This is a genomic window from Corallococcus sp. M7, assembly GCF_054512695.1.
The window spans coordinates 2543438-2566918 of sequence record NZ_CM137252.1; the positions used below are offsets into that span (position 1 = coordinate 2543438).

Here is a 23481-nt window from a genome sequence, read left to right on the forward strand (position 1 = left end):
AGGACACCGTGAGGGACTCATGGGAGGGGTTTGTCCCCCACGGCGTCCCGTGCCGCTCAGGCCCGGGGCTCCCGGGCTGACACGGTGCAAGGTGCTCCCGCCATGTGCCGCGAAAATGTCTCGCGCGTTACCGAATGTGTTCGCGGCCGCTATTCAGACGCGGTCTGGAGCTCCCCCGCCGCAGCGGGCTTGTCCGCCGAGGCAGGGACGGTGCCGTCGAGCGCCAGGTAGATGTTGAACCACGCCAGATAGGCGCGCCACGCCGGGTCGCGCTGCTCGATGAGCTTCCGCCGCGCCTGCTCCATCCGCTGGGGCACGTCGAAAGGCATCCGCGTCTTGTCCTCGGATTGCAGCTGCGCCGCGAACCAGAGCACGTCCAACTGGCCCGCATCGACCGGCGCGTGCGTGCGAGCCATGAGCGAGTCCGCGTGCTCCAGCGCCTTGCCCAGCCATTGCGCCGCCTGCGCGGGGTCGCGGCGGTCCACGGCGTTCTCGGCCAGCCGCAGCTCCGCCAGCGTCACCGCGCGGATGTCCTCGTCGCGGTCCAGTTCGTCGAACTGCTCCAGGAACAGCGCGCGCCGCTGCTCCAGCGCGCGGGCCGCGGCGTCCATGCGCCCGAGCCGCGTCTCCGCGTTGGCGCGCAGCCCCGCGGCGATGATGCGATACGCGCGCTGGACGAATTTGGGCGTGGCGTGTGCCTGCTTCAGCGTGGCCCTCACGGCGGGCGTCGCCAGGTCCCGGTCCACCTGGTCCAGGTCCTCCAGCGCCCGCTGGGGCTGGTCCGCGCCCAGTGCCGCGCCGCCGCGGGCCAGCCTCAGCACCAGCCGGTTGCGCAGGCCCTCCTCGTCGCGGGGGCCGGCTTCGACGCTGGGCAGCGCGCGGTCGTAGAGCGTGAGCGCCCGTTCGAACCGGCCCGCGGCCAGGTTGTAGAGCGCCGCGCGGTCCGTCACCAACGGGAGGAACCGCTCCATCTTCGGCGTGGCCTCCACCGTGGCCAGGGCCTTGTCCGCCGCCTGCGCGGCCTCCGCCTCGCGGTTGACGTGCAGCAGCGCCCGCGCCCGGGCGAGGGCGACCGACAAGCCCGCGCCGTTGTCCGTGTAGGGCAGCTTGTCGCGCTCGTCCAGGTAGCCCAGGGCGATGTGGTAGTTGCCCACCTGCGTGTGCAGCAGGCCCAGCGCGCCGAGGATCATGGCCTTGTAGCGCGGGTTGTTGCGCACCAGATCCAGGGCGACCAGGTAGTGCCGGTTGGCGCGCTCAGCGGCGGCGGGCGTCCGGTTTCGCAGGAAGTCCTCGTGGTGGATGGCCCCCATCAGGGCCTGCACCTCGCGTTGGTTCTTGAGCTCCTGCCACGCCGCGCGCAGCTCCGCGAGGCCGGTCTTCACCGCCTGGGCATGGGCGTCGTCATCCAGCTTGGACAGCCGGCGCGTCGTCACGTAGGCCTTCACGAAGTGCGAGAGCGACACGGCCTTGCCCGGCACCTCCGTGGTGACCTCCTTGATCACCACGTCAGGGGCGACGCCTGCGCGCAGGCGCAGGCTCATGGACTCGACCGCGCTCTCCAGCGAGGCCGTCCGGCGGGTCACGAGGTCGAAGTCCACGCGCGCCTCGTCCATCCGGTCGCGGGCCATGCGGCGGTAGGCGCGGCCCATCAGCGCGCGGCGGAACAGCCGCTCCGCCCGGCGCCGCTCCTCGGTGCCGACCGGGGCGTCGTCGACGTAGAGCGTGGCCAGGGCCTCCATCACGCCGTCAGCGCCCAGGCTCGCCGCGCGCTCGGCGGCGTCCTGCACCACCATGCGGCGACGGAGCGGATCCGTCTGCTGTTTGTAGAACGCGACCAGGGCGTCCCGGACGGGACGGGGAGGGCGCTCCACGTTCAACGCATTGACGTGGCGGCCCAGCTCCAGGGCGAACGCATACGGCGTCCCGGCGGGCTCCGCCGCGAGCGCCTGGGCCATGGCGGCGTCCGCTTCCGCGTAGGGGCGCCCCCGGTACAGGGCGCGGACGGCGCCGCGCGCGAAGTCGAGCTGGTCGTCCTGCTTGAAGACCTTGTTCTGGGAGAGCTTGCGGCCGGCGGCGACCAGCGCGTCCCGGTCGTCCAGCTCGCGGTACAGCGCGTCCGCCTGTTCGTACCAGCCCTCCAGCACCGCGCGCGGCGTGGTGTCCGTCAGCTCGGCGGCCTCCAACTCCTGGCGGGCGAGCGTGAAGTCGCCGGACGACTGCGCCAGCTCGCTGCGCACCACGTGCCGGTAGACGGCGGAGGGCGGGCTGGGCGCGGTGGCGGGATCCAGGGCCGCCATGCGTTGGCGTTCGCCCTCCTGAAGCTCGTCCACCATGCGGCCCCGGTCGCGCTCCTTCAGGGCCTTCCGGTGGGCGATGAGGATGCGCAACGGCTCCGACAGCCCGGCGGTGACGGGGTCGTCCACCTTCGTCATCTGGCGCGCGTAGAAGTCCGCGGCGTCGAAGTCGCCGTAGGCCAGGTGGAGCTGGCTCAGGCGCATCATCAACAGCCGGCGGAGCTTGGGCCGGGTCTCGAGCAGCAGGCGCTGGCGGTAGAGGATGAGCTGATCCGCGCGCCGGCCCACCATGCCCAGCTCCTCGTTGAGGCGCTTCAGGTCCCATGCGCCGGGCACCTGGCCATCCAGCGGCAGTTGATACACGTCCAGCGACTGGCCCCGGGAACAGGTGGTGATGAGCGACGCGGCGGTGGGGGCGGGGTACTCGCAGTTCCACGCCTCGCTGGTGAGCTGGTCCGGGCTGGCGGCGGAGGCCTGGGCGGGCGCGTCGTCACGGTCGGAAGGGAAGGGCACGCGGAACAGCACCCCGCTGTCGCTCGCGTCAATCACCCCGTCCCCGTTGGAGTCGGTGAAGAACTGCACCACGTACAGCGAGCGTCCGTCGCGCGCGAACACCGGCTGGCCCGTCTGTCCCGGGATGTCCAGCGTCAGCGGGATGGGGGCCGCGCCGGGGACATCCAGCCGGACGGCCTCCAGGTGCGGCGCTGCCCGCGCGGCGAAGCCCGGCCCCACCTCCTGCACGGAGCGTTGGACCGGCACGTACACCAGCCAGCGCCCATCCGGAGAGAAGGTGGGGCTGGTCAGGTTGCGGTCGAGCAGCGGCGTCACGTGCCACCCGGCCCCGAGCGCCACCTTCGACAGCCGCAGGTCACCCTGGATGGTCGCGCGGCTCACCAGCGCGATGTGCGTGTCGTCGATCCACTCCGCCTGCAGCGCGCTGGTCTCCTCCTCCAGGCAGTGGCGCTCCTTGGCCTCTGGCAGGTCCCTCACGCAGAGCTGGCCGCCGGCCTGGGTGCGGAAGGAGATGTAGAGCAGCTGCTTGCCATTGGGGCTGATGCGCGGCCACGTCACGTCCGCGCCTTCGTCGAAGAGGCGGCGCTCGCGGCCCTTCTCCAGGTCCTGGACGAAGATCTCCGTCGCGATGTCCCGGTTGGACACGAACAGCAGCGAGTTCTCGTCGGGCTCCAGCTGCCCCAGGAACTGGTCGCCCATGCCCACGGTGAGGCGCTCGGGCAGGACCATGCCTCCGTCGTTCTCGTCGTCCTGGGCCCAGGCGCCGCCCGCGACGAGCACGGCCAGGGCCAGGATCCAGGGGCCTGGGCGCGTCAGCACTTCTTCTCTCCCCAGGTGCCGTCCTCGGCCTCCACCCAGCCGCCGCAGACGACGCCTTCCGCGTGCGCCTGCCGCCAGTTCTGACGCAGCGTCGTCTCCGGCACGCCGGGGCGCACGGTCTTCATCCACTGCCACAGTTGGCGCCGGGCCCGGTTCACCCGCTCCACCAGCGCGCTGTCATCCGCGGACACGCGCCCGGCCGTGCACTGCTTCCGGGTGACCACCAAGAGCCCGTCCTTGCCCTCGCCCACACAGTGGCGCCGCACCAGGTCGTCCACGCGGTCCGCCTGCGTCTTGCCCAGGTTCTCCACCAGCGGCGGCGGCTGGATGCCCAGGTCCTCCAGTTGGTTGGGCGTGAGCGGCACCGGCGTGGGGTTCATGCCCGCGCGCGCCAGCCGCTGCTCCACGTCCTTGTATGAGCCCGCGGCCTGCTCCTCGAGCGCCGTCGCCCGGTCCACCATGACGATCTCCGGGGCGCTGATGCACCCGGACGCGGTGAGGGCGGCCACGAGCAACAACCCACGGTGTCTCATTGCAGGGCCTCTGGAGGGGTCATGGAGGTGATGAGGCGGTCGACGATGGGGCCCAGGGGGATGCCCCGGATCTCGTCGATGCTGACCAACCGGGCCAGCCCGCCCATGGTGATGAGCAGGCTGCCGAAGCCCTGCTTGAAGCTCACGCGCACGTGCTCCGGATACCCCAGGCCCAGCGCGTAGCGGACGCGGTTGGTAGCGGGGTCGGTGTGGTGCGGGTCCTCCAGGTCCAAGAGGTCCAGCAGGTGCCGGTTGCCGATGCGCAAGATCTCCGCGCGCCCGTTGATGCTGCGGTCCCTGGCGGAGATGACCATGGCGGCGTTGCCGTCGAAGGGCTCGCCCCGGGAGGACTTCACGCCCGTGGCGCGCACGTGGGCCTCCAGCGTGGAGTGCTTGCCCTGGTAGTCGAGCATGCACTGGCCGGTGATGCGCCCGCCGCGGACGCCCATCTCCAGCTGGCTCATGGAGAACACGTTCTGGTTGATGGCCAGGTTGCCCGCCAGCGGCGCGATGGTCACCCACGGCGTGGTGATGCGGTCCGCGGACATGAAGCCGCTGCGCGTGAGCAGCGGGTGCTGATCCGCGAAGCGCAGCATCGAGTACGGATTCACGGTCAGGTCGTTCAAGAGCCGCACGCCGTCCTGGGAGACCTCCACGTTCTCCGTCAGTGGCACGTCGCCGTTGAGCGCCTCCACCACGATGCCGGACTCGGGCATCCGCACGTTCACGTCCTGGAGCTTGAGGTTGGAGGTAGTGCGGAAGACCACCAGGTCCGGCGACGCCACGCGGAAGTCCACCGTGACCTTGCCGCTGCCCTCGACCTGGCCGGGCCGCGCGAGGTGCGCCAGGTCCTGCTCCAGCGAGCCCCTGAGCCCCATGCGCTGCTGCTCGTTGCTCAGGTCGAGCCGTCCCCGGACCTTCAGCAGCGTCTGGGTGCCGCCATTGGACAGCTTCAGGTCCGGGATGCGGATGACGCCGGTGGGCTTGCGCACCACGGAGAACGACGCCTCCACGTCCTGGACGGGGTAGGGCAGCGCCGGCTTCTGCTCCAGCGAGCGGACCTTCACGAGCTGCTTCAGCTCGATGTCCCCCTTCTCCCATTGGTCGGTGAAGGTGGCGGTGCTGTCACTGGACAGGTCCGCGAAGGTGAACCGGCGGTCGTTCATGCTGACGGTGAGCTTCTCCACCGCCAGGGTCGTGCGGACGGTGCGCTGGGCGCCCTCGGCGTGCGACTCGCCCTGCCAGCGCAGGGTGGGGACGTTGATGGTCTGGTCCGCCTGCTTCCAGCGCACGCCGCGCAGGTCCATGTGGGCCTTGCCCTCGAAGCTGGCGGCGCGCGGAGGCATGGGGGCCAGGCGGAAGCTTCCGTCGGAGCCCAGGTGCGTGAGGAGGCCCGTCAGCGTGCCGTGCAGCTCGCCGGTCATCGCGAGCTTGGAGGGATCCACCTCCGGGGGCACCCGCGCCTTCGCCAGGAGCGGCGACAGGGGACCCAGCGGCGGGAAGTCGCCCTTCACGTCCATGCGGAGCGCGCGGGCCTTCGGGTTGAACGCCAGCGCCGCGTCGGCGGCGATCTTCAGGCCCTCATGGCCGGTGAGCCCCAGCTTGAGGGAGAGCTTTCGGCGGTCCACGTCGAACGTCAGCGTCTGGTGCTGGGTGCCCGCGTCGGTCTCTCCGATGCGCAGCCCTTCGACCTTCAGGGACAGGTCTCCCTTGTGCTTCCACTCGTCTCCCTGGGAGCGCAGCGCGACGGTGGTGCTGGCCGCCGAGATGTCGTCCCAGCCCGCCTTCTGCAGGCGCAGCTCCGTCTGGTGATCCACGCGCGGCGAGGGCGCGAAGAGGGCCGTCAGCCTGCCCTTGGAGGCCAGCGTCACGGCCAGGCTCTTCCAGGGGAAGCGCGTGGCGACGTCATCCGGGATGAAGGGCCGGGCCATGACGAGGTCCGGCAGTTGCGCGTCCAGCGTGTACGCCACATCGTCGGTGCCCTTCGTGGCGTCCAGCGACGCGTGCAGCGTGCCCACGTCCAGCTCCAGCCGTGCGCGGGCCCTGCTCAGCCGTGGCTCCTCCATCGTGGGAAAGGCGTCCGTCACGTGGAGCTGCACGCGCGCGGGGCCCTTCAGCACCTCCTTGCCCTCGGCGGTGACCCGCAGTGACTCCACGGGCAGGTCCGCCTTCAGCGCGAAGGGGGGCTTCGCCGTCAGGGGCACCTGGAGGTTGAAGCCCAGGCGCTCCGCCAGCGCCCGGTAGCCGGAGGCGCGGACGTCCAGGGACTCCACCCTGGCGGAGAGGGCCGCGTCCCCCGCGACCCGGAAGGGCGAGGCGAGGTCGGGCCGCAGCTGATGTCCGGTCAGCTCACCGGAGGCCTTCGGAACGCGGACCGGCGTGGCCCCCCCGACGTCGAGCCCCTGGAGCGCGAACGCGAGCCGGGCGGCCAGTCCCTGGGGCGCATCCGGGGTCGCCGTCAGCGAGATGCGTCCATCGCCCAGCTCCACCTTGAGCGCCTCCTGCACGAGGAGGAGCTTCGCCACGTCGACGTCCAGCCCGAGCCGGCCCTGGGCTCCCAGCTGGGGCACGTCGCTGAGCGTGACCTCCCGGGCCTCCAGGTGCACCTTGCCGCGCTCCAGGGTGAATGGACGCAGGTCCTCGGGGATCCATTTCAGCAACCGTCCCAGGTCCACGTCCGCCAGGGCCTGCGTCAGGACGGGGGGAACTTCCGTCGCATCCGGGAGCACCAGTTGGGCCTGCACCTCGGCGCTGTCGGTCAGCCGCGTGCGGTCCAGCTCGAGCGTGGTGTGTTGCTTCTCCGTGTCGAACTTCGCCGTCACCGCGCCGTGCAGCAGCGAGCGGAGCGTGAAGCGCGGATCAAAGGTCTGCTTCGCGACGTCCAGGTCCACCTTCACGTGCGCGGCGTCCGTGCTCGCGTCCACCGACAAGGCCAGCTCCAGCAGGGCCTCGGCGGCGGGCGCTTCGCGGTTCAGCGTCAGGGCCAGCGGCTTGCCGGGCTTGCCCAGGTCCACGAGGAGCTTCCAGCTCTTCTCCTGGGGCTTCGCTTCGATTCCGGCTTCGAGCCCACGCAGCGACCAGCGGTCCACCACCGCGCCGCTCTGGACGCGGACATACGCCAGCGACACGTTCGACAGCTCGATGCTGGAGACGGGGAACGGGGCGGCGAAGAGGTCCGCGACCTGCCGGGTGGTTCCGGGGGATGTTTCATCCAGCGGCTCCGGCTCCGGCGGCCCGGTCAGGTTCGTGAGCGACGTGGTCCCTTTCTCATCCGCGACCAGGACGATGGCCGCGTCGCGCACCACGACCCGCTCCACCCGGACCGGTCCCTTCAGCAGCGCGCCGAACGACCACGCCGCCTCCAGCGTGCCGACGCGCAGGAACTCGGGCGCGATGTCCTGGAACGGCGGCGGGGTCCGCACCACCAGACCTTCCAGCCGCAGCCCGGAGAGCACGTCGATCCGCGCCGTCTGGTAGTCCAGCCGCACGCCCGAGGCCGCCTCCACCTCCGAGACGACGCGCGGCTTCAGCCAGGGGTGGTCGAGGTTGTGGAGCGCGGTCACGACCGCGATGAGCAGGAGGACGAACGTCGCGAGGAGGATCAGGCACGCGCCCGCGATGATTCGCGTCAACCGCCGACGAGGCCGCTCAGCACCGGGGGAGTCCATGATGTTCCGTCGAGGCGACCGGCCCGCCTCCTCCTACCATGCGCCGGAATCGGGCTTCAATCCGCGCGCATGCCTGGCGAGCCGGGCGGCGTCGTGCACCCGGGAAAACGCTTCAACCAAAGCTGGACGGAGTCATTCCCGCCGTGCCGCCCGCGAGCGGTTTGTAGGGGAAATAGAGGTTTCGCACGAAGCGGGTGAACAGGTGCTCCTCGTTCCACCGCTGGCGGGCCATGCCGTACACGCCGGGGGCGCGCAGGTCGTGCGCAGAGACGCCGGTGACGAACTCGCGCTCGCTGTAGATGGCGAAGACCTCGTCCACCGCCGCGCGGCTGCGGTACGTGCGGAGCATCGTGCGGTAGATGAGCTCGCTCTCCTTCTGGGTGAAGGCCAGCCCCTGGATGGCGTGCGCCATCTCGTGGAAGACCAGGTACTGCTCCGACTCCATGCGGTCCTGCCGCAGCGCGATCCGTGCCCGCGGCCAGTCCGGGTGGTCCCAGAACAGGCCCGCGGCCTGGGGAGACACGGCCCGGGGGTAGCCGTATTTCGCCAGCGTGTGACCGGGGGGAATCAGCTCCAGCGTCAGGGGCCTCGCGGCCTCCAGGCGGGCGATGAGCTGGAGGTTGCCGGCGAGCTGCCGGGTTATTTCCTCCTGCACCCGCTTCACCTGCGCCGCCGGGGCGCCGTACGGCTTGAGCTCCAGCTTCGCGCTCACATAGGCGCGGGCCCGCGCGGGGCCTTCCGCGGGGGGACGGCCTCCGCGCGACTCGAAGACGTCGCCTCCCTCCAGCAGGGTGAAGGCGCTCAACGGTTGCTTGAGCCCGACCTCCGCCGCCAGCGGGGTGACGTCCGGCGTGGAGCCGTCCAGTGTCTCGTAGCGCTCCGGGGCCATGGGCTCAGGAGCAGGTCTTCGCCTGCTGCTTGCAGGAGTCGGTGCAGGCCGGCGTCTGCGTATCGGGGGTGAGCCGCTCCGCGTAGCCCTGCGCGGAGTCCGGGGGCTGTCGCGAGGCGGGCCGGCCCCGTGGCTGACAACTGTCGAGGCAGGCGTCGTACTGGTCGCGGCAGGCCGGCGACATGTTCGACGTGTCGAGCGTCGCGCAGCCGGACAGCAGGGACAGGGCGGCCGCGAAGAGGAGAATGCCTCGGACGAGGTTCATGCCTGGAGTCTAGACTGGGAGCCCCGGATGGGCATCCGGTGGAGGAGCCTGCCGATGGGAAGAACCCGGAACCGGAGCCGCGTCCCGCCCTCGCTGTTCGCGGCGCTCCTTGGGATGGCACTGGTCGCCTGCTCCTCGAAGCCCGAGCCCTCCGCGCCGCTGCCAACACCCGACGCGGGCGTGACGGTGGCCGACGCGGGCGTGGCGCCGGTCGCCACCGTCAAACGCCGCCCCGACGTCTGGTGCGAGGGCCTCCCGCCAGAGCGGTGTGGCGAATTCCCAGAGGTCTGCATCCGGCTGACGTACTGCGATGGTCAGCCGTTCTGCGCCTCCCGCGGGAACCGCCCGAGGGACCGCGAGTGTGGCTCGGTGAGTGTCTACGGCCTGGGCGAGCCGTGCTGCCCCGGACTGGTGAGCCGCTGCGGTGTCCTGACGCCGGACGACACCTGCGAACCGCAGCGCGACCCGACCGACATGCCCAGCTGTCTGGCGTGTGGCGATGGCGTGTGTGATGTCCATGAGCAGCGCTGCAACTGTCCCGAGGACTGCGCCGTCACCGCGAAGCGGCCCGGCATCCGCTATCGCGGCAGCGAGCCCGAAGGGCCGTCCGGCCATCGGCGCACCGAGGGCGTCACGCGCCCCGGGCAGTGCCTGGAGGTGCTGGAGACGCCAGACGCCGTTCGACACTGTTTGAGGGAGTGGGTCATGGCCCGCCTGGGACGCAGGTCCGCCAGGGAGCTGCGGCAGGCCGTGGACATCCAGCCACTCACGCGCTTCGACCTGGAGCTGCTGGAGTGCCTGGACGAGGACGGGGAGCCGGCGGGAGCCCGCTCCCGTCGCGCGCTCTGCCTGGAAGCGCTCCAACGGCGGACGAAAGACACGCGGCTGCGAAAGCTGATGAGCCCCTAGCCATGCCCCCCGAGCACTCCATGTCCCCCTGTTCCGCCCGCCGTGCGACCTTCCTCTCCGTGCTTCTGGGGCTGCTGATGTGCGGGCGTACCGCGCAGGCGACCTTCCCCAGGCCTCATGTGCCGCCGGTGATGCGCGCCATCCTGGATGACAACGCCGAGGCTTTGCGTGCGTTGCTGTCCAAGGGCGCGTCCGTCAACGAGACGGATGAGTTGGTGCATCCTCGCGTGCATTCCCCGCTCATGGTGGCGTGCGAGGAAGGGAAGGAGAAGGCCGCCAACGTCCTGCTGGATGCGGGCGCGGATCCATTGCTCATCGTTCCCCGGCATCAACGGTACTGGCCACCGCCGGGATGGAGCGCGGTGTGCTTCGCGCGCTTCAAGGGGCTGAAGCGCATCGAGAAGCGTCTGGTGGACGCGGGCGCTTCCGCCCGGACCGCGTGTCTGTTGGATGCGGACTTCCTCGCCGCCGCCGTGGCTCGCCAGACTCCCCAGGTGGAGCGGCTTGCCCGGCAGGGGCGGGGGGCCATCTCCCCCTCCGTCATCCAGTACGCCATGGGGCAGGCCCTCGCCCACAAGGACGTCGCGCTGATGCGTGCCGTGCTGGTCGCGGGTGGGCCCGACCCATCCCGCGACGGGGTCGCCATGCTCCAGCGTTGGCTCAGCGACTTCGACACCGCGAGTCCCGCGATGGTGGATGCCCTGCTGGAGGGTGGGGTGCGTCCGCCGCTCCAGCCGCTGGCGGAGGCGGGCCTTGGCGCGCAGGTGGCGCGAGTCCTCGAGATGGGCGCTTCACCCCGCAGCCAGTCGGGTGAGTTGGACTCCTCGTTGCAAATGGCCGTGAGGAATGGACACGCGGAGGTCGTGCGGCTCCTGCTGAAGGCGGGGGCGGACCCGAATGGGCCGAGGTTCGAGAAGCCCATCCTGCTGCTGGAGGCGGCGCGGCGGCTTCGTGAAGACAAGGGCGACCCCACGATGGTGAAGCTGTTGCTGGAGGCCGGCGCGCGCGTGGACGTCACGCTCTACAACAGCTCTCCGCTCAACCTGGCCGCGAACGGCTGTAGCGCGCAGGCCGTTTCGCTGCTGCTGGGCAAGATGTCTCGTGAGGCCATCGCGGAGGAGCCGGGCACCTATCTGTATGCCCAGGCCCTGCGCGCGGGGGACTTCTGCACGGAGGCAAAGACCGTGCAGGTCCTCCAGGCCCTCGTCGCGGGAGGGGTCCGCGTCCGGGAGCAGCGAGGCATGCACGGGGACGTCCTCGTGAAGCGGGCCCGGGAGTCCCGTGCCATCCGTGCGGAGCTGGTGAAGGCGGGGCTTCAGGTGTCCGAGGCGCCTTGAGCGGACCGCCGCCCTCGCGCCCTGCGACGCCGGCCCAGCGCCCAGGCCGCCGATAGCAATGCTCCCGCCACGGAGACGCCGGGGGCCGCGCCGCAGCCGCCCGCGTTTCCCTGTCCGCCCGACTCCCCCGGACCGCCTGGGACCTGTGGCTCCAGGGGCATGGTCACCGGATGCTCACCCATGCGCGGGGCGTACGGGTTGCCCGCGATCAGTTCCTGGTAGCGCCGGATGAGCCGCAGCCGCGCCGCATCGAAGGTGGCGCCGTCATCCGGCACCTGCGACGCGCTGGGAAGCAGCTCCCTCGCCACCTGGCGCGCGAAGGCCGGGTCTCCCGCGTCACTCACCGCCTTGAGCCATTCATAGTCCTGCATGCCCTGGCGGATGAGCTTCAGGCGCAGGGAAGCCACCGGCACGTCTGTCTTTCCGCCAATGGTCGCGGGCGTGCCCGGGTAGAACAGCGTCCCGTCCCCGTTGCCACCGTAGTGGTTCTGGTCCGTCCACGCCGTGGGGAGCATGGCCCCGGTCTCGTAGTACAGCTCGCCCTTGCAGCCGAAGAGGAAGGACAGCCACTCCATCGCGCGGGCCTTCGACGAGGGGACGTCCACCATGTATGACGGCCAGCCCGCCCCCGGCCGGGTCTCCGGCATGGGGATGTCCGCCCCGCAGCCGTGGCTCAGGCAACTCTGATACATCCACAACTCCGTTCCGGGACGCGTGAGGAAGGCCGTGTACGTCTGGCTCTGGTCTCCCGCGAAGTCCGGCTCCGTGCCCTCCAGGTGGTTCACGATGGGCACCACGATGTCCACCAGGGGCTCCAGGCCGTTGAGCCTCATCTGGAGGGAGTTCACCGTCAGCAGGGTGCGAAGTCCGGGCGCTGCCTGCCGCACCAGCGTCCCGGCGGCCCGCACCTGCTGGAAGGTGGCCACGTCGAACGGCTCATCGCCAATCTTCGCGTGGGCCCGGTCCAGCCAGCCGCGCTCGTTCATGTGCCCGGTGAAGTCCGCCAGGCCCTCGGCCGTGAAGAGGCCCGTGTACTCCACGCTCGTCATCCGCGCGCCGGACAGCCGCGTGGGCGCGGTGCCATCCAGGTACGGTCCCCACGTCGCGTCGAACCCGCTCCATGCCTGGGGCCCGGCGCCGCCCAGGAAGAGCCGGGGCTGCGTGAGGCGGTGCTCCAGCGACAGCTGCTGGTAGCGCGCGAGCAGCGGCTGCAATTCCGCGGGCGAGCAGTCATCCCGGCCCAGGTGCGCGCGGCACACCTGCGTCGGCAACATGGAGAACGACGAGGCCAGCGAGGACGTGCTCGGCATCACCGCGTCCACCACCGTCAGCCTCGCGGTCACCTGCCGCTGGAAGCCACCTTCCGCCTCCACCGTCACCGTGCCCGTGTATTCACCCGGCGGCGCGTCCTCGGGCACGTGCACGTCCACCCAGATGGCTCGCGCCTCACGCGCGGGCACGTCGAAGGGGAAGGCGTTGCGCTGCTCCCTGACGATTTCATCCGTGTCCGGAACCAGCCCGTCCGGCCACCGCCCCACCGGCTGCCCGGGTTCGGAGGGCTGCAGGAGGGTGAGGTAGGCCTGCCGGTACAGCGTCACGTCCGGCCCCGTCAGCGTCGTGGGGCCCTCCAATGAGGGCAGGCGGGCGCGCACGCCCCGCAGTCCCATGTCACCACCGTGCAACGCCACCTGGAAGGAGGCGAACTCATTGCGCGCGGCGGTGAGTCGTACCTCGGTGCTGTTTCCCGGCGCGGTGTCGTTGGGACGGACCTTCACCATCATCCCTTCGCCCCACACCACGGGGTCCGCCGCGTACACCGGCCAGGCGGCGGACAACGCCAGCCATCCGAGTCCACAGTGTCGAAGTGCCAGCATGGGGAATGAATGCGCACGGGCCCTGTGCGGCTCCAGCCTCCCGGCTGTCCCGTCATCCAGGCCCGCCAGCGCTCCCTGGCCCGGATGCCGGAGGGCGGCACCATGGGCAGACAGGTCAGGTCGCTGATGGCCTGCTTCCACGTCTGGTCGAGTAAGGTGCGCGCGTCGAATGACGGCGTGAAGCCTGGGAGATTTCCGGTGGATGGCAGGGAATGGCGGGTGCGGGTCCTGGGGCTGGCGCGGTTGTGTGGCCCCGACGGTCAACGGGTGCGGCTGGAGCGGCGCACCGCGGCGCTGCTGGCGTGGCTGGCATTGCAGGGGCCCTCGCCCAAATTCGCGCTTGCGTCCCTGCTGTGGCCGGACTCGCCGCCTACGACCGTGCGCAGCAACCTGCGGCAGTTGCTGCGCCGCCTGCGGGTCGCCACGGGGGAGGCGCCCCTGGTGGAGGGCGACACCGACCGGTTGGCACTGGTCTCGCCGTCGTCCGTGGACGCCGCGTGCCTCAAGGCCGCCGCGGAGGCCCGTGCGCACGCGGAGGCCCTGGCGTGTGTCGACGCCGAAGGCAGCACGTTGCTGGCCGGCTTCGACTTCGACGACTGTCCGGAGCTCGCGCGCTGGCTGGACGGTGCCCGCGCGGGCATCGAGGGGTGGGTGCGCGAGGCGCGCGAGGCCCACATCGCCCGGCTCACCGCCGCGGGGGACTGGACCGCCGCCCTGGGGCTCGCGCAGGCGTGGGCGCGGCAGGAGCCCGAATCCGAGCAGGCCGGCCGTCACCTCATCCGGCTGCACTACCTGCGGGGTGACCGGGGCGCCGCGCTCGCGACCTTCGAGCACCTGCGCGACGTGCTGGACCGGGAGCTGGGCGTCACCCCCATGCCGGAGACGCTCGCGCTGGTGCGGGAGGTGGAGCAGGCCCCGCCGCGCCCGCGCGCCGCTCCAGGTTCCCGGCCCTCGCTGCCCCTGTCCGTGCTGCGCCCGCCGGTGCTGGTGGGCCGGGACGCGGCGTGGCGGCAATTGGAGGCCGGCTGGGAGGCGGGCCAGTTGCTGTTCATCTCCGGTGAGCCCGGCAGCGGCAAGACGCGGCTCGCGGAGGAGTTCGCGGCCACGCAGGGCCGCTGGGGGCGCATCGAGGCGCGAGCGGGAGACCGGGACGTGCCGTTCGCCTCCCAGGCGCGCGCCTTCCGCACGCAGCTGCGGCGCTGGCCGGACGTGAAGCTGCCGGACTGGGTCCGCACCGAGCTGTCTCGCATCCTCCCCGAGTTGGGAGATGCGCGGCTCCTGCCGCCCCTGGCCTCCGAGGCCGGCATGCTGCGCTTCTATGACGCCATCGTGGCGGCGCTCCAACTGCTCCACGAGCACGAGGACATCAGCGTCGCGGACGACGTGCAGTACTGGGACGCGGCCAGCGCCCGGGCCTTCACCTTCGCGCTCTCCCGGCTGGCCGACACCGCCCCTCCGGGCGCACGCAGCCTGCGCTTCATCGACTGCTATCGCCGGGGGGAGCTGTCCCCCGAGACGCGCATGCACGTGGCAGGGCTCGTCGAGGCGGGACTGGCGCGCGTCGTGGAGGTGGACGCGCTGACGGACGAGGACGTGAAGCGCATGGTCGCGGGCATGGGACTGCCGGGCGCGGAGGCGCACCTGGAGGCCCTGGCCCGCTACACGGGAGGCAATCCCCTGTACGTGGTGGAGACGCTCAAGCACCTGCTGGAGACGGACTCGCTCCAGCGCGAGTGGCCCCAGCGGCTGCCACCTCCGGGGCGCGTGGGCCCGCTCATCCAGCGGCGCTTGGAGGGTTTGTCCCCACTGGCGCTCCAGTGCGCGCGGATCGCGGCGCTGGCGGGGGCCTTCTTCCGGACCTCGCTCGTGGCCAGGGGGCTCCAGGTGAAGCCGGCGGAGGCGCACGAGGCGCTCGCGGAGCTGGAGGCGGCCCAGGTGCTGATGGGCGAGCGCTTCAGCCACGACCTGGTGATGGAGGCGGTCCTGGCCGGCATGGGGCCCGGCGAGGAGCGCGTGCTGCATGCCCGGCTCGCCACGGTGTTCGAGGAGGACGGCGCGCCCTCCATCCTCCTCGCGCACCACTGGCTCGGGGCCGGACGGACGCAGCAGGCACTGCCCCATCTGCTGGCGTCCGCGCGCTCCGACGAACAGGTCCTGCCGCCCGAGCTGGCGGCGGAGCACTACGCGCGGGCCGCGGCCCTCATGCTGTCACTGGGACAGCACGAGGCCGCCGTGCAGGCAAGGGCCGCCGAGGCGCGGTGCCGGCTCCAGGCCACCTCGGCGGGAGTCCTCACCCCTGGAGGCGCTCGCGGTCGCCGCGGCTGAGCTTCAACTCAGGCTCAGGCACAGTAGTAGGTCGGGGCCAGCTCCAGCACGCGCTGCTCCGCGACGGGGGAGAGCGCGCGCAGGCGGGAGAGGAAGAGGGGAGCCTTCATTCCCATCCCGATGAAACCCCAGACATACGAACGCTCCTGGGACTCGGACAACTGCTGGCGTTCGGCGGGCGTGAACGTGCGCCCCACCGCCTTCTCCAGCGTCTGGAGATCCAGCGCGAGCTGCGCGTTCAGGGTGCCGCGCAGTGCCTGGAGCAGCTCCGCGTACTCGGTCAGGGCCGCGTCCAGGGCTTCGGGCGCCTCTGCGAGGATCTTCTGGGCCTCCAGGAAGTCCAGACGGGTGTGCTGCGCCTCTTCCAGCCAGTGGTGCTTGAGCAGGTTGCAGAACAGCGGATCCAGCGTCTCGTCTTTGTTTCCGCGAACCGTCTCCTGGTAGTGCTGCTGGGTCATCAGCTCCATGTGCAGGTTGAAGATGAGCACGCCCAGGTTCGACTTGGACATGATGGCGCGGGCCACCTCCACCTGGTTGTCGAGCAGGGCGGGGGCGACCTTGAAGCCCTTCGCGAACGCGCTGGTGAAGCGCGCGAAGAGCTGCTGGTGCTTCAGCTCCTCCTCCGTGAAGCGCAGCAGCGCCCGCATGTGCGTCCCGTTCCCGTGAAGCTCCAGCCCGGCGCGCTGGGCGGCCAGGGCGACGGCGTACTCCTCCAGGAACAGGAACAGGTGCGCGTAGCTGTTGGAGCGGATGTGATTCAACATCAGCCGCTCCTCCGCGCTCAGGAAGGGAATGGCTTCCGTCCCGGTCAGCGCATCCGAAAGGAACCGGTGGCTGAAGTCGAGCACGGTGTCCTTGGGCAATAGCTCATCCAGACGCCAGGACACCCGTTCGGAACTCTGGATACAGGACTGGTACTCAGGGGTTTGATTGAGCATTGATGAATCAAACGGGTTTTCCCTGCCTTGGGTCAATAGGTGGGAGTCTTCACCCCTGGGCCAACAGCAGACCCAGACGCTCCCGGTAGCCTCGGCTGAGCTTCAGCGTGGTGCGGTCGCGCAGGATGACCTGGTATTCGCCATGGAGCAGCGGGCGCAGCTCCTGGACCCGCTGGAGGTTGACGAGCGTGGAGCGGTGGATGCGCACGAAGCGCTCCGGATCCAACCGGGCCTCCAGCTCCCGCATGGGCTGACGTAGGAGCCAGGTGTGCTCGCCCACGTGCACCTGGACGTAGTTGTCCTCCGCCGCCATCCAGTCCACGTCGTCCACGGCGAGCAGCGTCACCCGTCCCACCTCGCGGATGACCAGACGCTCCAGGTAGCGCGGGGCGGGGGAGGGTTCGGGGAGGGTCCTCATGAGGCCCGCGAGCTGACGCACGAGCTGCTGGATGCGCCCCCTGCGCACGTGCTCCTTCGCCCGGCCCAGCACCTGGGCGAAACGCTCGGGCACCCGGGGCTTGAGGAGGCAGTCCAGCGCGCCGGCCTCGAAGGCGCGCAGCGCGTGTTCCTCCTTCGCGGTCATCAGGACGACGGCGCCCGCGCACGCGCTTCCCGCCTCGCGCAGCACCTGGAAGCCGTCCAGGTCCTCCAGGTCCACGTCCAAAAAGAGGATGTCCACGGGCTCGCGCCGCAGGGCTTCCACGGCGGCGCCTCCCTCGGAGTGGACCGCCGCGACGTGCACGTCGGCATCCGCCTCCAGCAGCGGCAGCACGGACCGCCGCGTTTCGGAGGCGCCTTCCACCACCCCCACCCGGATGGGCACGGACTCGAACACCGCTTCTTGAAGTCCCATCGTCTTCCCTCCGCTCCTCGATGCCAGCTCACCCCCGTCCTGGAGCGCCTCGTCCCATGCAGGGAGCGGCTCACGGCAGCGTGATGGTGCGTGTCTGTCCATGCCGGTACTTGTCCCGTCACTCCGGTTCGCCGGAGTGGTGGCCGCCCCGTGGGAAGCGCGGGCCGGCTGCCTGGCGTTTCCCTTTCGCTGTCTGGAGTCAGCCATGATGCGTCGATTCATGTCGTACGTCGTTCCGGCCGCGCTGTTGCTCGCGGGCTGCGGTGGTCCCGAGACCCTGGAGCAGCCGGCGGAGACGCCCGTCGCGCCGGAGGTGGGCACGACGAAGCAGGGCCTGAGCGTCGTCGTCAACAGCTTCGCGCTGCCGTTCTTCGTCCCGCCGAAGGTGTCGGGAGACGCGGACTTCGCGGGTCACGGTCCGCAGATGGACGTCAACTTCGAGCTGCAGATCCGCAACGAGAACGAGCTGTGGATCGTCATGGTCATCTGGGGGAGCGAGGTGCCCGGCACCACCGGCGTCCACGGGGAGCGCGCCTACCACATCGCCACGACCCCGAGCAAAATCACGGCGCTGTCGCCGAACCCGTGCGGCGGCCTGGACTTCCCCGGATGCGGTCCGGAGTTCGAGTACCACTACTTCGACACGGGGCACGCGCTGGACGCGTTCCAGTTCCCTCAGACCCTCACGAACTCGCGCATCGTGAAGAGCCTCACCTGCGTGGGCGACACGTCGGGCAACGAGGCGGGGAGCAGGACGGGGTGCGAGGCTGTTTTGCATGACCTGACCATCAGCTTCTGATGGCAGGCGTGACGACGGCGTGACTGGCGTCCGGGAGTGGGGCCCGGACGCCGCGTGTCAGGGTTCAGCGCGCGCCACCACAGGTCGTGCAGTCGGTGCCGCAGCTGTCATAGGTCCTGCCCGTGCCACACGACTCGGTGAATTGGCAGACGCCATCCCCGCAGTTGAAGATGTCCTGGGCGCGCAGCCGGGTGGTGAGGGCCTGGTACGAGACGCCATTGACGACACAGCGCTCCCAGAAGCCGTGCGTCGCATTGCGAGTGCAGACGCTGGCGCAGTAGCCCACGTGCTGGAGTGGGGCGCACCCCGTATTCTCACCGGCGCCCTTGGCGGAAAGAGCGCAGCCCCGGGGCGTGCTCTCCGCCCGCTTGAGGTTGCGGTCGTTGCCCACGAAGACGCCCTCGCCGGTGAACAGGTTGCCGAAGAAGCACGCCTCCTTCTCCGGGTAGTCCGTGGCCTCGTTGGCCGCCATGGGAATGACCCCCGCGGAGTCATGGCCCTGGATGGACAGGGGAACCGAGACGCCGTACTTGTTCACGTGCGCGGCGAGGCACGCGGAGATCCGCTGCTGCTCCGCCACGGTGGCGGCGGCGCCCTGGGCCCAGGCGGTGGCCAGGCCCAGGCGGCCCGGCCAGGAGTAGGTGACGCCCGTGACGGGATTGGTCCAGACGCGCGTCTGGCCGGCGGGCAGGGCGCAGGCAACGACATACCGCATCACCATGTCGGAGTAGGCGACGGACTCGTTGCCGTTGAACCAGGTCGAGAACGAAGTCGCCGCCAGCCCATTCGTGGACAGGCCGTTGGTGGACAGCCCATTCGTGGACAGGCCGTTGGTGGACAGCCCGTTGGTGGACAGGCCATTCGTGGACAGGCCATTGGTCGTGATGACCTCCTGCGAGAGCTCGCCCAGCTCCGGAGGTGCCGCCGCGTCCCAGTCACTCCCGACGCAGCCTCCCACGCCCAGCAGCCCCAGCCATGCGGCAGCCACGACCCAAACCTTGATCGACGTCCATGCCTTCATTTGAGCGCCCCCCGGCGAGTGCAACGTCAGGTCCTTAGCGAATGTCGGACGTCCCCGGAGTTCACGGCCTGTCGCGCATCACCGAGCCTAGCGGGCACCGCGCGCGCGGGCCTCTGTCCTCCCGTGAGGGGTTGAATCGACCTGGAGAGGCCTTTCGGCCGTGGCATTGGGCCTCCAGGGGGCGTGCGCTATGAATGCGCCATGCCCAAGACCCTCGTGTTGCCTCTGCTCGCGTTGCTGACGTTGGTTGGCTGTACCCATCAGGTAAGGCCGAGCCCCGCGCCCATGTCCAACGCGGGGACGCCGTTGGCGCTTCGCGCGCGCTACTTCATCTCCCCCGAGCAGAAGGCGCTCATCGATTCGGGCAAATACTTCGCCCTGGGCTACACGCAAACCTGGGACATCTACATCGGCGAGGCCCTCACCCGGAGCTTCCCGCAGATGATGGGCACCGTCTTCCAGTCCGTCCAAGAGGCGTCCAGCCCCGACGACCTGGGTGACGCGGATGTACTCATCATCCCGGAGATCCAATTCTTCAGCGTCCACGCCGGTGGCTTCGTGTCGGAGCTGAAGCTGACGGTCCGCTCCATGGGAGGCCAGGACTCCATCCCGATGAGCGACCTGTTCGAGGGCGCGTCCCAGAAGAGCAAGGGGGCCTCCGCGTGGCTGGGCGGGGCCGCCAGCGGCGAGGAGACCCTGGGGCAGTCCGCCGCGTTCGCCTTCGAGGACGTGATGCCCAAGGTCGCCACGCGCCTGCGGGAGGTCTTCGCCAAGGCCCAGGCGAAGGCGTCTCCAGGCATGCTCTGACCCCAGACGCCAACGTCGACGAACACGAAGGGCCCGGAACACAACCGTTCCGGGCCCTTTGTTTTTCCCAGACACGCTAACGCGCTGCGTATTGAGGCCCGGGAATCCGGGGCCTACAAGGTTTCTTGTTGTCAAAGTGCCAATAGGCGCGGAGGCAGTGCATGAGACTGCGATGGAGCCGTACGTGGGCGTGTCCGAGTTCCCTGGTCCTCTTCCTGGTCGGCTCCGCGGCAGCCGCCGACCCGCTGCCGCTCTTGGAGAGCACGGCGGTGCGGTCGCCGTTCGTGGCGGCCTGCAACGGGAAGCCGGACTCCACGCCGCTGCCGGTGGACCCGCGCACGCTGGTGGTGCCGGGCGTCAACAAGCCCGGGGCGGCGGTCCAGTTCAACGCGTACTGGGTGGACCTGCACAATCCGCCGCCGCCGTTCGTCTCCACGCTGCCGCCCAATCCCACGACGTGCGGCGAGTTCCGCGCGAGCGTGGCCCGGGGGCGCAACAACATCGAGACGCGCGCCTACTTCCAGCCGTTCACCACGGCGCTCGCCTACTACAACCTCTACACGCTCTGGGGCTACCTCATCCGGCCCTCGGACTTCGACGAGCAGGTCATCAAGCGCTACGGCCTGGCGAAGGCGCCGTTCCGCAATCCCTATCCGCTGCCGTGGGAGAACCCCAACCTCACCAACGGGGGCAGCGGCCAGCTCCCCCTGGGGCTCGTGCAGGAGCGGGACGCGAACGGGCGCTTCACGGGCGCCATCGCCTCCAGCTGCTCCGGGTGCCACGACTCGCGGCTGGGGACCGAGCAGGAGGCCGGCTTCGTGTGGGGGCGCTCGAACGACGCGCTGGACGCGGGGTTGATCCAATCCGACTTCTTCCGCTCGACGGGCGTGGGCACCGTGCTGCAACTGGCGCCCGTGCCGTGGAGCGTGGGCCGTGGCACCAGTGACGCCATTGGCATCGTGGACCTGCTGCCCGCGCTCTTCGACATGGACTCGCTCGCGCTGGCGCCCAGCCTGCTCGAGTACTTCCCCACCCACGCGGGCGGCCAGTCGCGCGCGCCCAGCTGGTGGCACCGCGCCTTCAAGACGCGGCAGTTCTGGGATGGCGCCCTCACGTCGGACAACGTCCGCTCGGAGATGGCCTTCGGCATCGCGAACCTGGGCCGCTCGCCCGCGCAGCGCCGGGCGCTGACCGTCGAGTTCGAGGACAACGACAACTTCTTCATCTCGATGTCGCCCCCCACGTACCCCAAGACGGTCAACACCGCGCTCGCCGAGCAGGGCGCGGTGCTCTTCCACGAGCGCGACCTCTGGGCCAATGGCGCCAACGCCAACATCCCCAAGGCGCCGGGCAACGGCTCCTGTGCGTCCTGCCACGGCGTCTATTCGCCGCGCTACGCCGCGGACCCCGCGTACCTGCCGGACCCGCGTCTGAAGGGCGTGGCGGGCGTGATCACGCCCATCGAGATCATCCGCACGGACCCCGCGCGCAAGGACCTGATGGCGGACATCCGCAAGCGCCGGGCCTGGAACACGTCCTTCCTGGCCTACAACGACGAGCACCCCGACCACGGCCCCTTCTACGACGACATCATCATGAGCGCCCTGCGGCGCGTGCCGCGCAGCGCGTATGACAACGGCCTGGGGCCCGTCTATTCACCCGAGGGGCCCAACGAGTGGCTCAGCCCGTTCGGCTACATCGCGCCGCCGCTCTATGGCGCGTGGGCCTCCGCGCCGTTCTTCCACAACGGCAGCGTGCCCAGCCTCTGGGACGTGCTGAAGCCGTCGGACCGGCCGGCGGTGTGGAAGCGCCAGCAGACCTCCGCCAACATCCTGGGCACCAACGCGGGCTACGACTCCAGCTATGCGTCCTATGACTTCGCGAAGCTGGGGTGGAAGGTGACGGCGCTGGCCTGCGCCGACCGGCCTGCCAATGATCCGTTCATCCCGTGCAGCGAGGAGATGGCGACGGCCGACGTGCTCTTCGCGAACATCGCGAACCTGGCCGCCAACTACAACTCGCTCGCCTACCAGTCGCCGCCGCCCATCACCCAGAAGCAGATCCGCTCCCGGATGATCTTCAACACCCACTTCTACGGCATGGGCAACGAGGGGCATGACTTCACCCAGTCGCTCACCGACCCGGAGCGCTGGGCCCTCATCGAGTACATGAAGACGCTGTAGTCAGCGGGGAAGGGGGCGCGGAGAAGGGACCGCGCCCCCGGCCCGTCACAGGAAGCGGCGGAAGAGGCCCAGCTTCCCCGTGTAGGGCGGATAGCGCAGCTTCATGTCCAGCGCGAAGGGCCGCTTCACCACGCTCTTCTTGTGGCTGAAGGCGTCGAAGCTGGCCTGGCCGTGGTAGCCGCCTAGGCCGGACTCGCCCACGCCGCCGAAAGGAAGCCCCTCCGCGGCGAAGTGGACGCACACGTCGTTGGTGACGGCTCCGCCGCTGGAGGTCTGGGCGAGCACGCGCTCATTCACCGCGGCATCCCGCGCGAAGGTGTAGAGGGCGAGCGGCTTGGGGCGGGCGCGCACGAAGCGGATGGCGTCGTCGACGTTCTCGCAGGCGACCAGCGGGAGCAGGGGGCCGAAGATCTCCTCCTGCATCAGCGGGCTGGTCAGGGGCGCGTCGGTGATGACGGTGGGAGAGAAGTAGCGGCTCCGCGCGTCGCGCTCTCCACCGAAGGCAATCTTCCCGTGGGACGCCAGCGCGCTGACGCGCTCGAAGTGGCGGTCATTGACGATGCGGCCGTAGTCGGCGCTCGCGCTCGCGTCGTCGCCGTAGAAGCTGCGCACGGCCTTCTGGACCAGCGCGGTGAAGCGCTCCTGGAGGTCGGCCGGGATGAGCACGTAGTCCGGCGCGATGCAGGTCTGCCCGGCGTTGACGTACTTGCCCCAGGCGATGCGGCGCGCGGTGACCTCCAGGTCCGCGCTCCGGTCGACGATGCAGGGGCTCTTGCCGCCCAGCTCCAGGACGGTGGGCGTCAGGTGCCGGGCCGCCGCTTCGGCGACAGTGCGGCCCACCTGCGTGCCTCCAGTGAAGAAGATGAGGTCCCAGCGCTCGTCGAGCAGCGCGCGGCTCTCCTCCACGCCGCCCTCCACCACGGCGACGACCTCGGGTGGGAAGGCCTCGCCCAGCATCCGCGCGAGCACGCGCGAGGTCGCGGGCGCGTGCTCACTGGGCTTCAACACGGCGGTGCAGCCCGCGGCCAGCGCTCCGATGAGCGGCGCCAGCGAGAGCTGATAGGGATAGTTCCAGGGCGCGATGATGAGCGTCACGCCCAGGGGCTCCGCGTACTGCCAGGCCCGCGCCGGCTGGATGACGAGCGGCGCGGAGCCCTTGCGCGGCTCCATCCAGGCCTTCACGTGCTTGAGGGCCGTCTTCAGCTCCCCGTAGATGCTGCCCACCTCCGTGAGGTAGGCCTCCTCCGGGCTCTTCGCGAGGTCGGCCTTGAGGGCGGCCAGGATGGCCTCCTCGTGCTTGCGCGCGGCGGCTTCCAGCGCCCGCAGCTGCTCCTGCCGCCATTTCAGCGGGAGCGTGACGCGGGTTTCGAAACAGGCGCGCTGCCTTGAAACGAGTGCCTTCACGTCATGCTCCCGCTGATTCCTCATGGGACGACCCTTTATGTGAGTGAGGG

At 70.3% G+C, this 23481-nt stretch carries 16 protein-coding genes; 6 read left to right on the forward strand and 10 right to left on the reverse strand.

What is annotated here, in order from left to right:
* Nucleotides 1-149: 149 nt before the first annotated feature.
* The 5 genes from ACX114_RS10680 to ACX114_RS10700 form a co-directional block, all read right to left on the reverse strand.
* A complete protein-coding gene (locus tag ACX114_RS10680) occupies nucleotides 150-3626 on the reverse strand; it encodes a hypothetical protein (RefSeq protein ID WP_459297259.1) in 3477 nt (1158 codons plus the stop codon).
* Nucleotides 3620-4159 (reverse strand): DUF1318 domain-containing protein, encoded by a 540-nt coding sequence (locus tag ACX114_RS10685; protein WP_206798348.1) that lies wholly within the window; start codon nucleotides 4157-4159, stop codon nucleotides 3620-3622. Before ACX114_RS10685 ends, ACX114_RS10680 begins: the two co-directional genes overlap by 7 nt.
* Nucleotides 4156-7827: a hypothetical protein gene (locus ACX114_RS10690; protein WP_459297261.1), complete on the reverse strand. Its 3672-nt coding sequence runs from the start codon at nucleotides 7825-7827 to the stop codon at nucleotides 4156-4158. The genes ACX114_RS10685 and ACX114_RS10690 overlap by 4 nt, the downstream gene beginning before the upstream one ends.
* Before the next feature lie 112 nt (nucleotides 7828-7939).
* Nucleotides 7940-8716, reverse strand: a complete 777-nt coding sequence (locus ACX114_RS10695; RefSeq protein ID WP_459297263.1) for a hypothetical protein — start codon at nucleotides 8714-8716, stop codon at nucleotides 7940-7942.
* 4 nt (nucleotides 8717-8720) lie between these two features.
* Nucleotides 8721-8981: a hypothetical protein gene (locus ACX114_RS10700; protein WP_459297265.1), complete on the reverse strand. Its 261-nt coding sequence runs from the start codon at nucleotides 8979-8981 to the stop codon at nucleotides 8721-8723.
* A gap of 54 nt (nucleotides 8982-9035) precedes the next feature.
* On the opposite strand from ACX114_RS10700, the gene ACX114_RS10705 reads away from it, so the two are divergent.
* Both ACX114_RS10705 and ACX114_RS10710 read left to right on the forward strand, forming a co-directional pair.
* Nucleotides 9036-9890 carry a hypothetical protein gene (locus ACX114_RS10705; RefSeq protein WP_459297267.1) on the forward strand — a complete coding sequence of 285 codons (855 nt, stop codon included), beginning with the start codon at nucleotides 9036-9038 and terminating at the stop codon, nucleotides 9888-9890.
* A 2-nt stretch (nucleotides 9891-9892) separates the two neighbouring features.
* The gene (locus tag ACX114_RS10710; RefSeq protein WP_459297269.1) at nucleotides 9893-11227 is read left to right on the forward strand and encodes an ankyrin repeat domain-containing protein; all 1335 of its coding nucleotides are present in this window, start codon (nucleotides 9893-9895) and stop codon (nucleotides 11225-11227) included.
* Here the strand turns inward: ACX114_RS10710 and ACX114_RS10715 are convergent.
* A complete protein-coding gene (locus ACX114_RS10715) occupies nucleotides 11206-13101 on the reverse strand; it encodes a DUF4091 domain-containing protein (protein WP_459297271.1) in 1896 nt (631 codons plus the stop codon). The two genes, ACX114_RS10710 and ACX114_RS10715, sit on opposite strands and share 22 nt — an antisense overlap.
* Before the next feature lie 9 nt (nucleotides 13102-13110).
* On the opposite strand from ACX114_RS10715, the gene ACX114_RS10720 reads away from it, so the two are divergent.
* Nucleotides 13111-15426 carry an ATP-binding protein gene (locus ACX114_RS10720; protein WP_459297273.1) on the forward strand — a complete coding sequence of 772 codons (2316 nt, stop codon included), beginning with the start codon at nucleotides 13111-13113 and terminating at the stop codon, nucleotides 15424-15426.
* 14 nt (nucleotides 15427-15440) lie between these two features.
* Here ACX114_RS10720 and ACX114_RS10725 read toward each other — a convergent pair whose 3' ends face one another.
* Together ACX114_RS10725 and ACX114_RS10730 are read right to left on the reverse strand one after the other, a co-directional pair.
* Nucleotides 15441-16364, reverse strand: coding sequence for a diiron oxygenase (locus ACX114_RS10725; protein WP_459297275.1), 924 nt, complete (start codon nucleotides 16362-16364; stop codon nucleotides 15441-15443).
* 49 nt (nucleotides 16365-16413) lie between these two features.
* Entirely contained in the window at nucleotides 16414-17217 is an 804-nt protein-coding gene (locus tag ACX114_RS10730; RefSeq protein WP_459297277.1) for a LytR/AlgR family response regulator transcription factor, read from the reverse strand.
* Between the two features lie 205 nt (nucleotides 17218-17422).
* Here ACX114_RS10730 and ACX114_RS10735 point away from each other — a divergent pair, with 205 nt between their 5' ends.
* Nucleotides 17423-18016, forward strand: a complete 594-nt coding sequence (locus tag ACX114_RS10735; RefSeq protein WP_459297279.1) for a hypothetical protein — start codon at nucleotides 17423-17425, stop codon at nucleotides 18014-18016.
* Between the two features lie 64 nt (nucleotides 18017-18080).
* Here ACX114_RS10735 and ACX114_RS10740 read toward each other — a convergent pair whose 3' ends face one another.
* Complete coding sequence (locus tag ACX114_RS10740; protein WP_459297281.1) at nucleotides 18081-19004, reverse strand: hypothetical protein; 924 nt, start codon at nucleotides 19002-19004, stop codon at nucleotides 18081-18083.
* Nucleotides 19005-19238: 234 nt separating this feature from the next.
* Between ACX114_RS10740 and ACX114_RS10745 the strand changes: the two genes are divergently transcribed.
* Both ACX114_RS10745 and roxA read left to right on the forward strand, forming a co-directional pair.
* The gene (locus tag ACX114_RS10745) at nucleotides 19239-19844 is read left to right on the forward strand and encodes a hypothetical protein (protein ID WP_459297282.1); all 606 of its coding nucleotides are present in this window, start codon (nucleotides 19239-19241) and stop codon (nucleotides 19842-19844) included.
* 161 nt (nucleotides 19845-20005) lie between these two features.
* Nucleotides 20006-22027, forward strand: coding sequence for a rubber dioxygenase RoxA (roxA, locus tag ACX114_RS10750; protein WP_459297283.1), 2022 nt, complete (start codon nucleotides 20006-20008; stop codon nucleotides 22025-22027).
* Between the two features lie 45 nt (nucleotides 22028-22072).
* Here roxA and ACX114_RS10755 read toward each other — a convergent pair whose 3' ends face one another.
* The gene (locus ACX114_RS10755) at nucleotides 22073-23455 is read right to left on the reverse strand and encodes an aldehyde dehydrogenase family protein (protein ID WP_459297284.1); all 1383 of its coding nucleotides are present in this window, start codon (nucleotides 23453-23455) and stop codon (nucleotides 22073-22075) included.
* Nucleotides 23456-23481 lie beyond the last annotated feature (26 nt).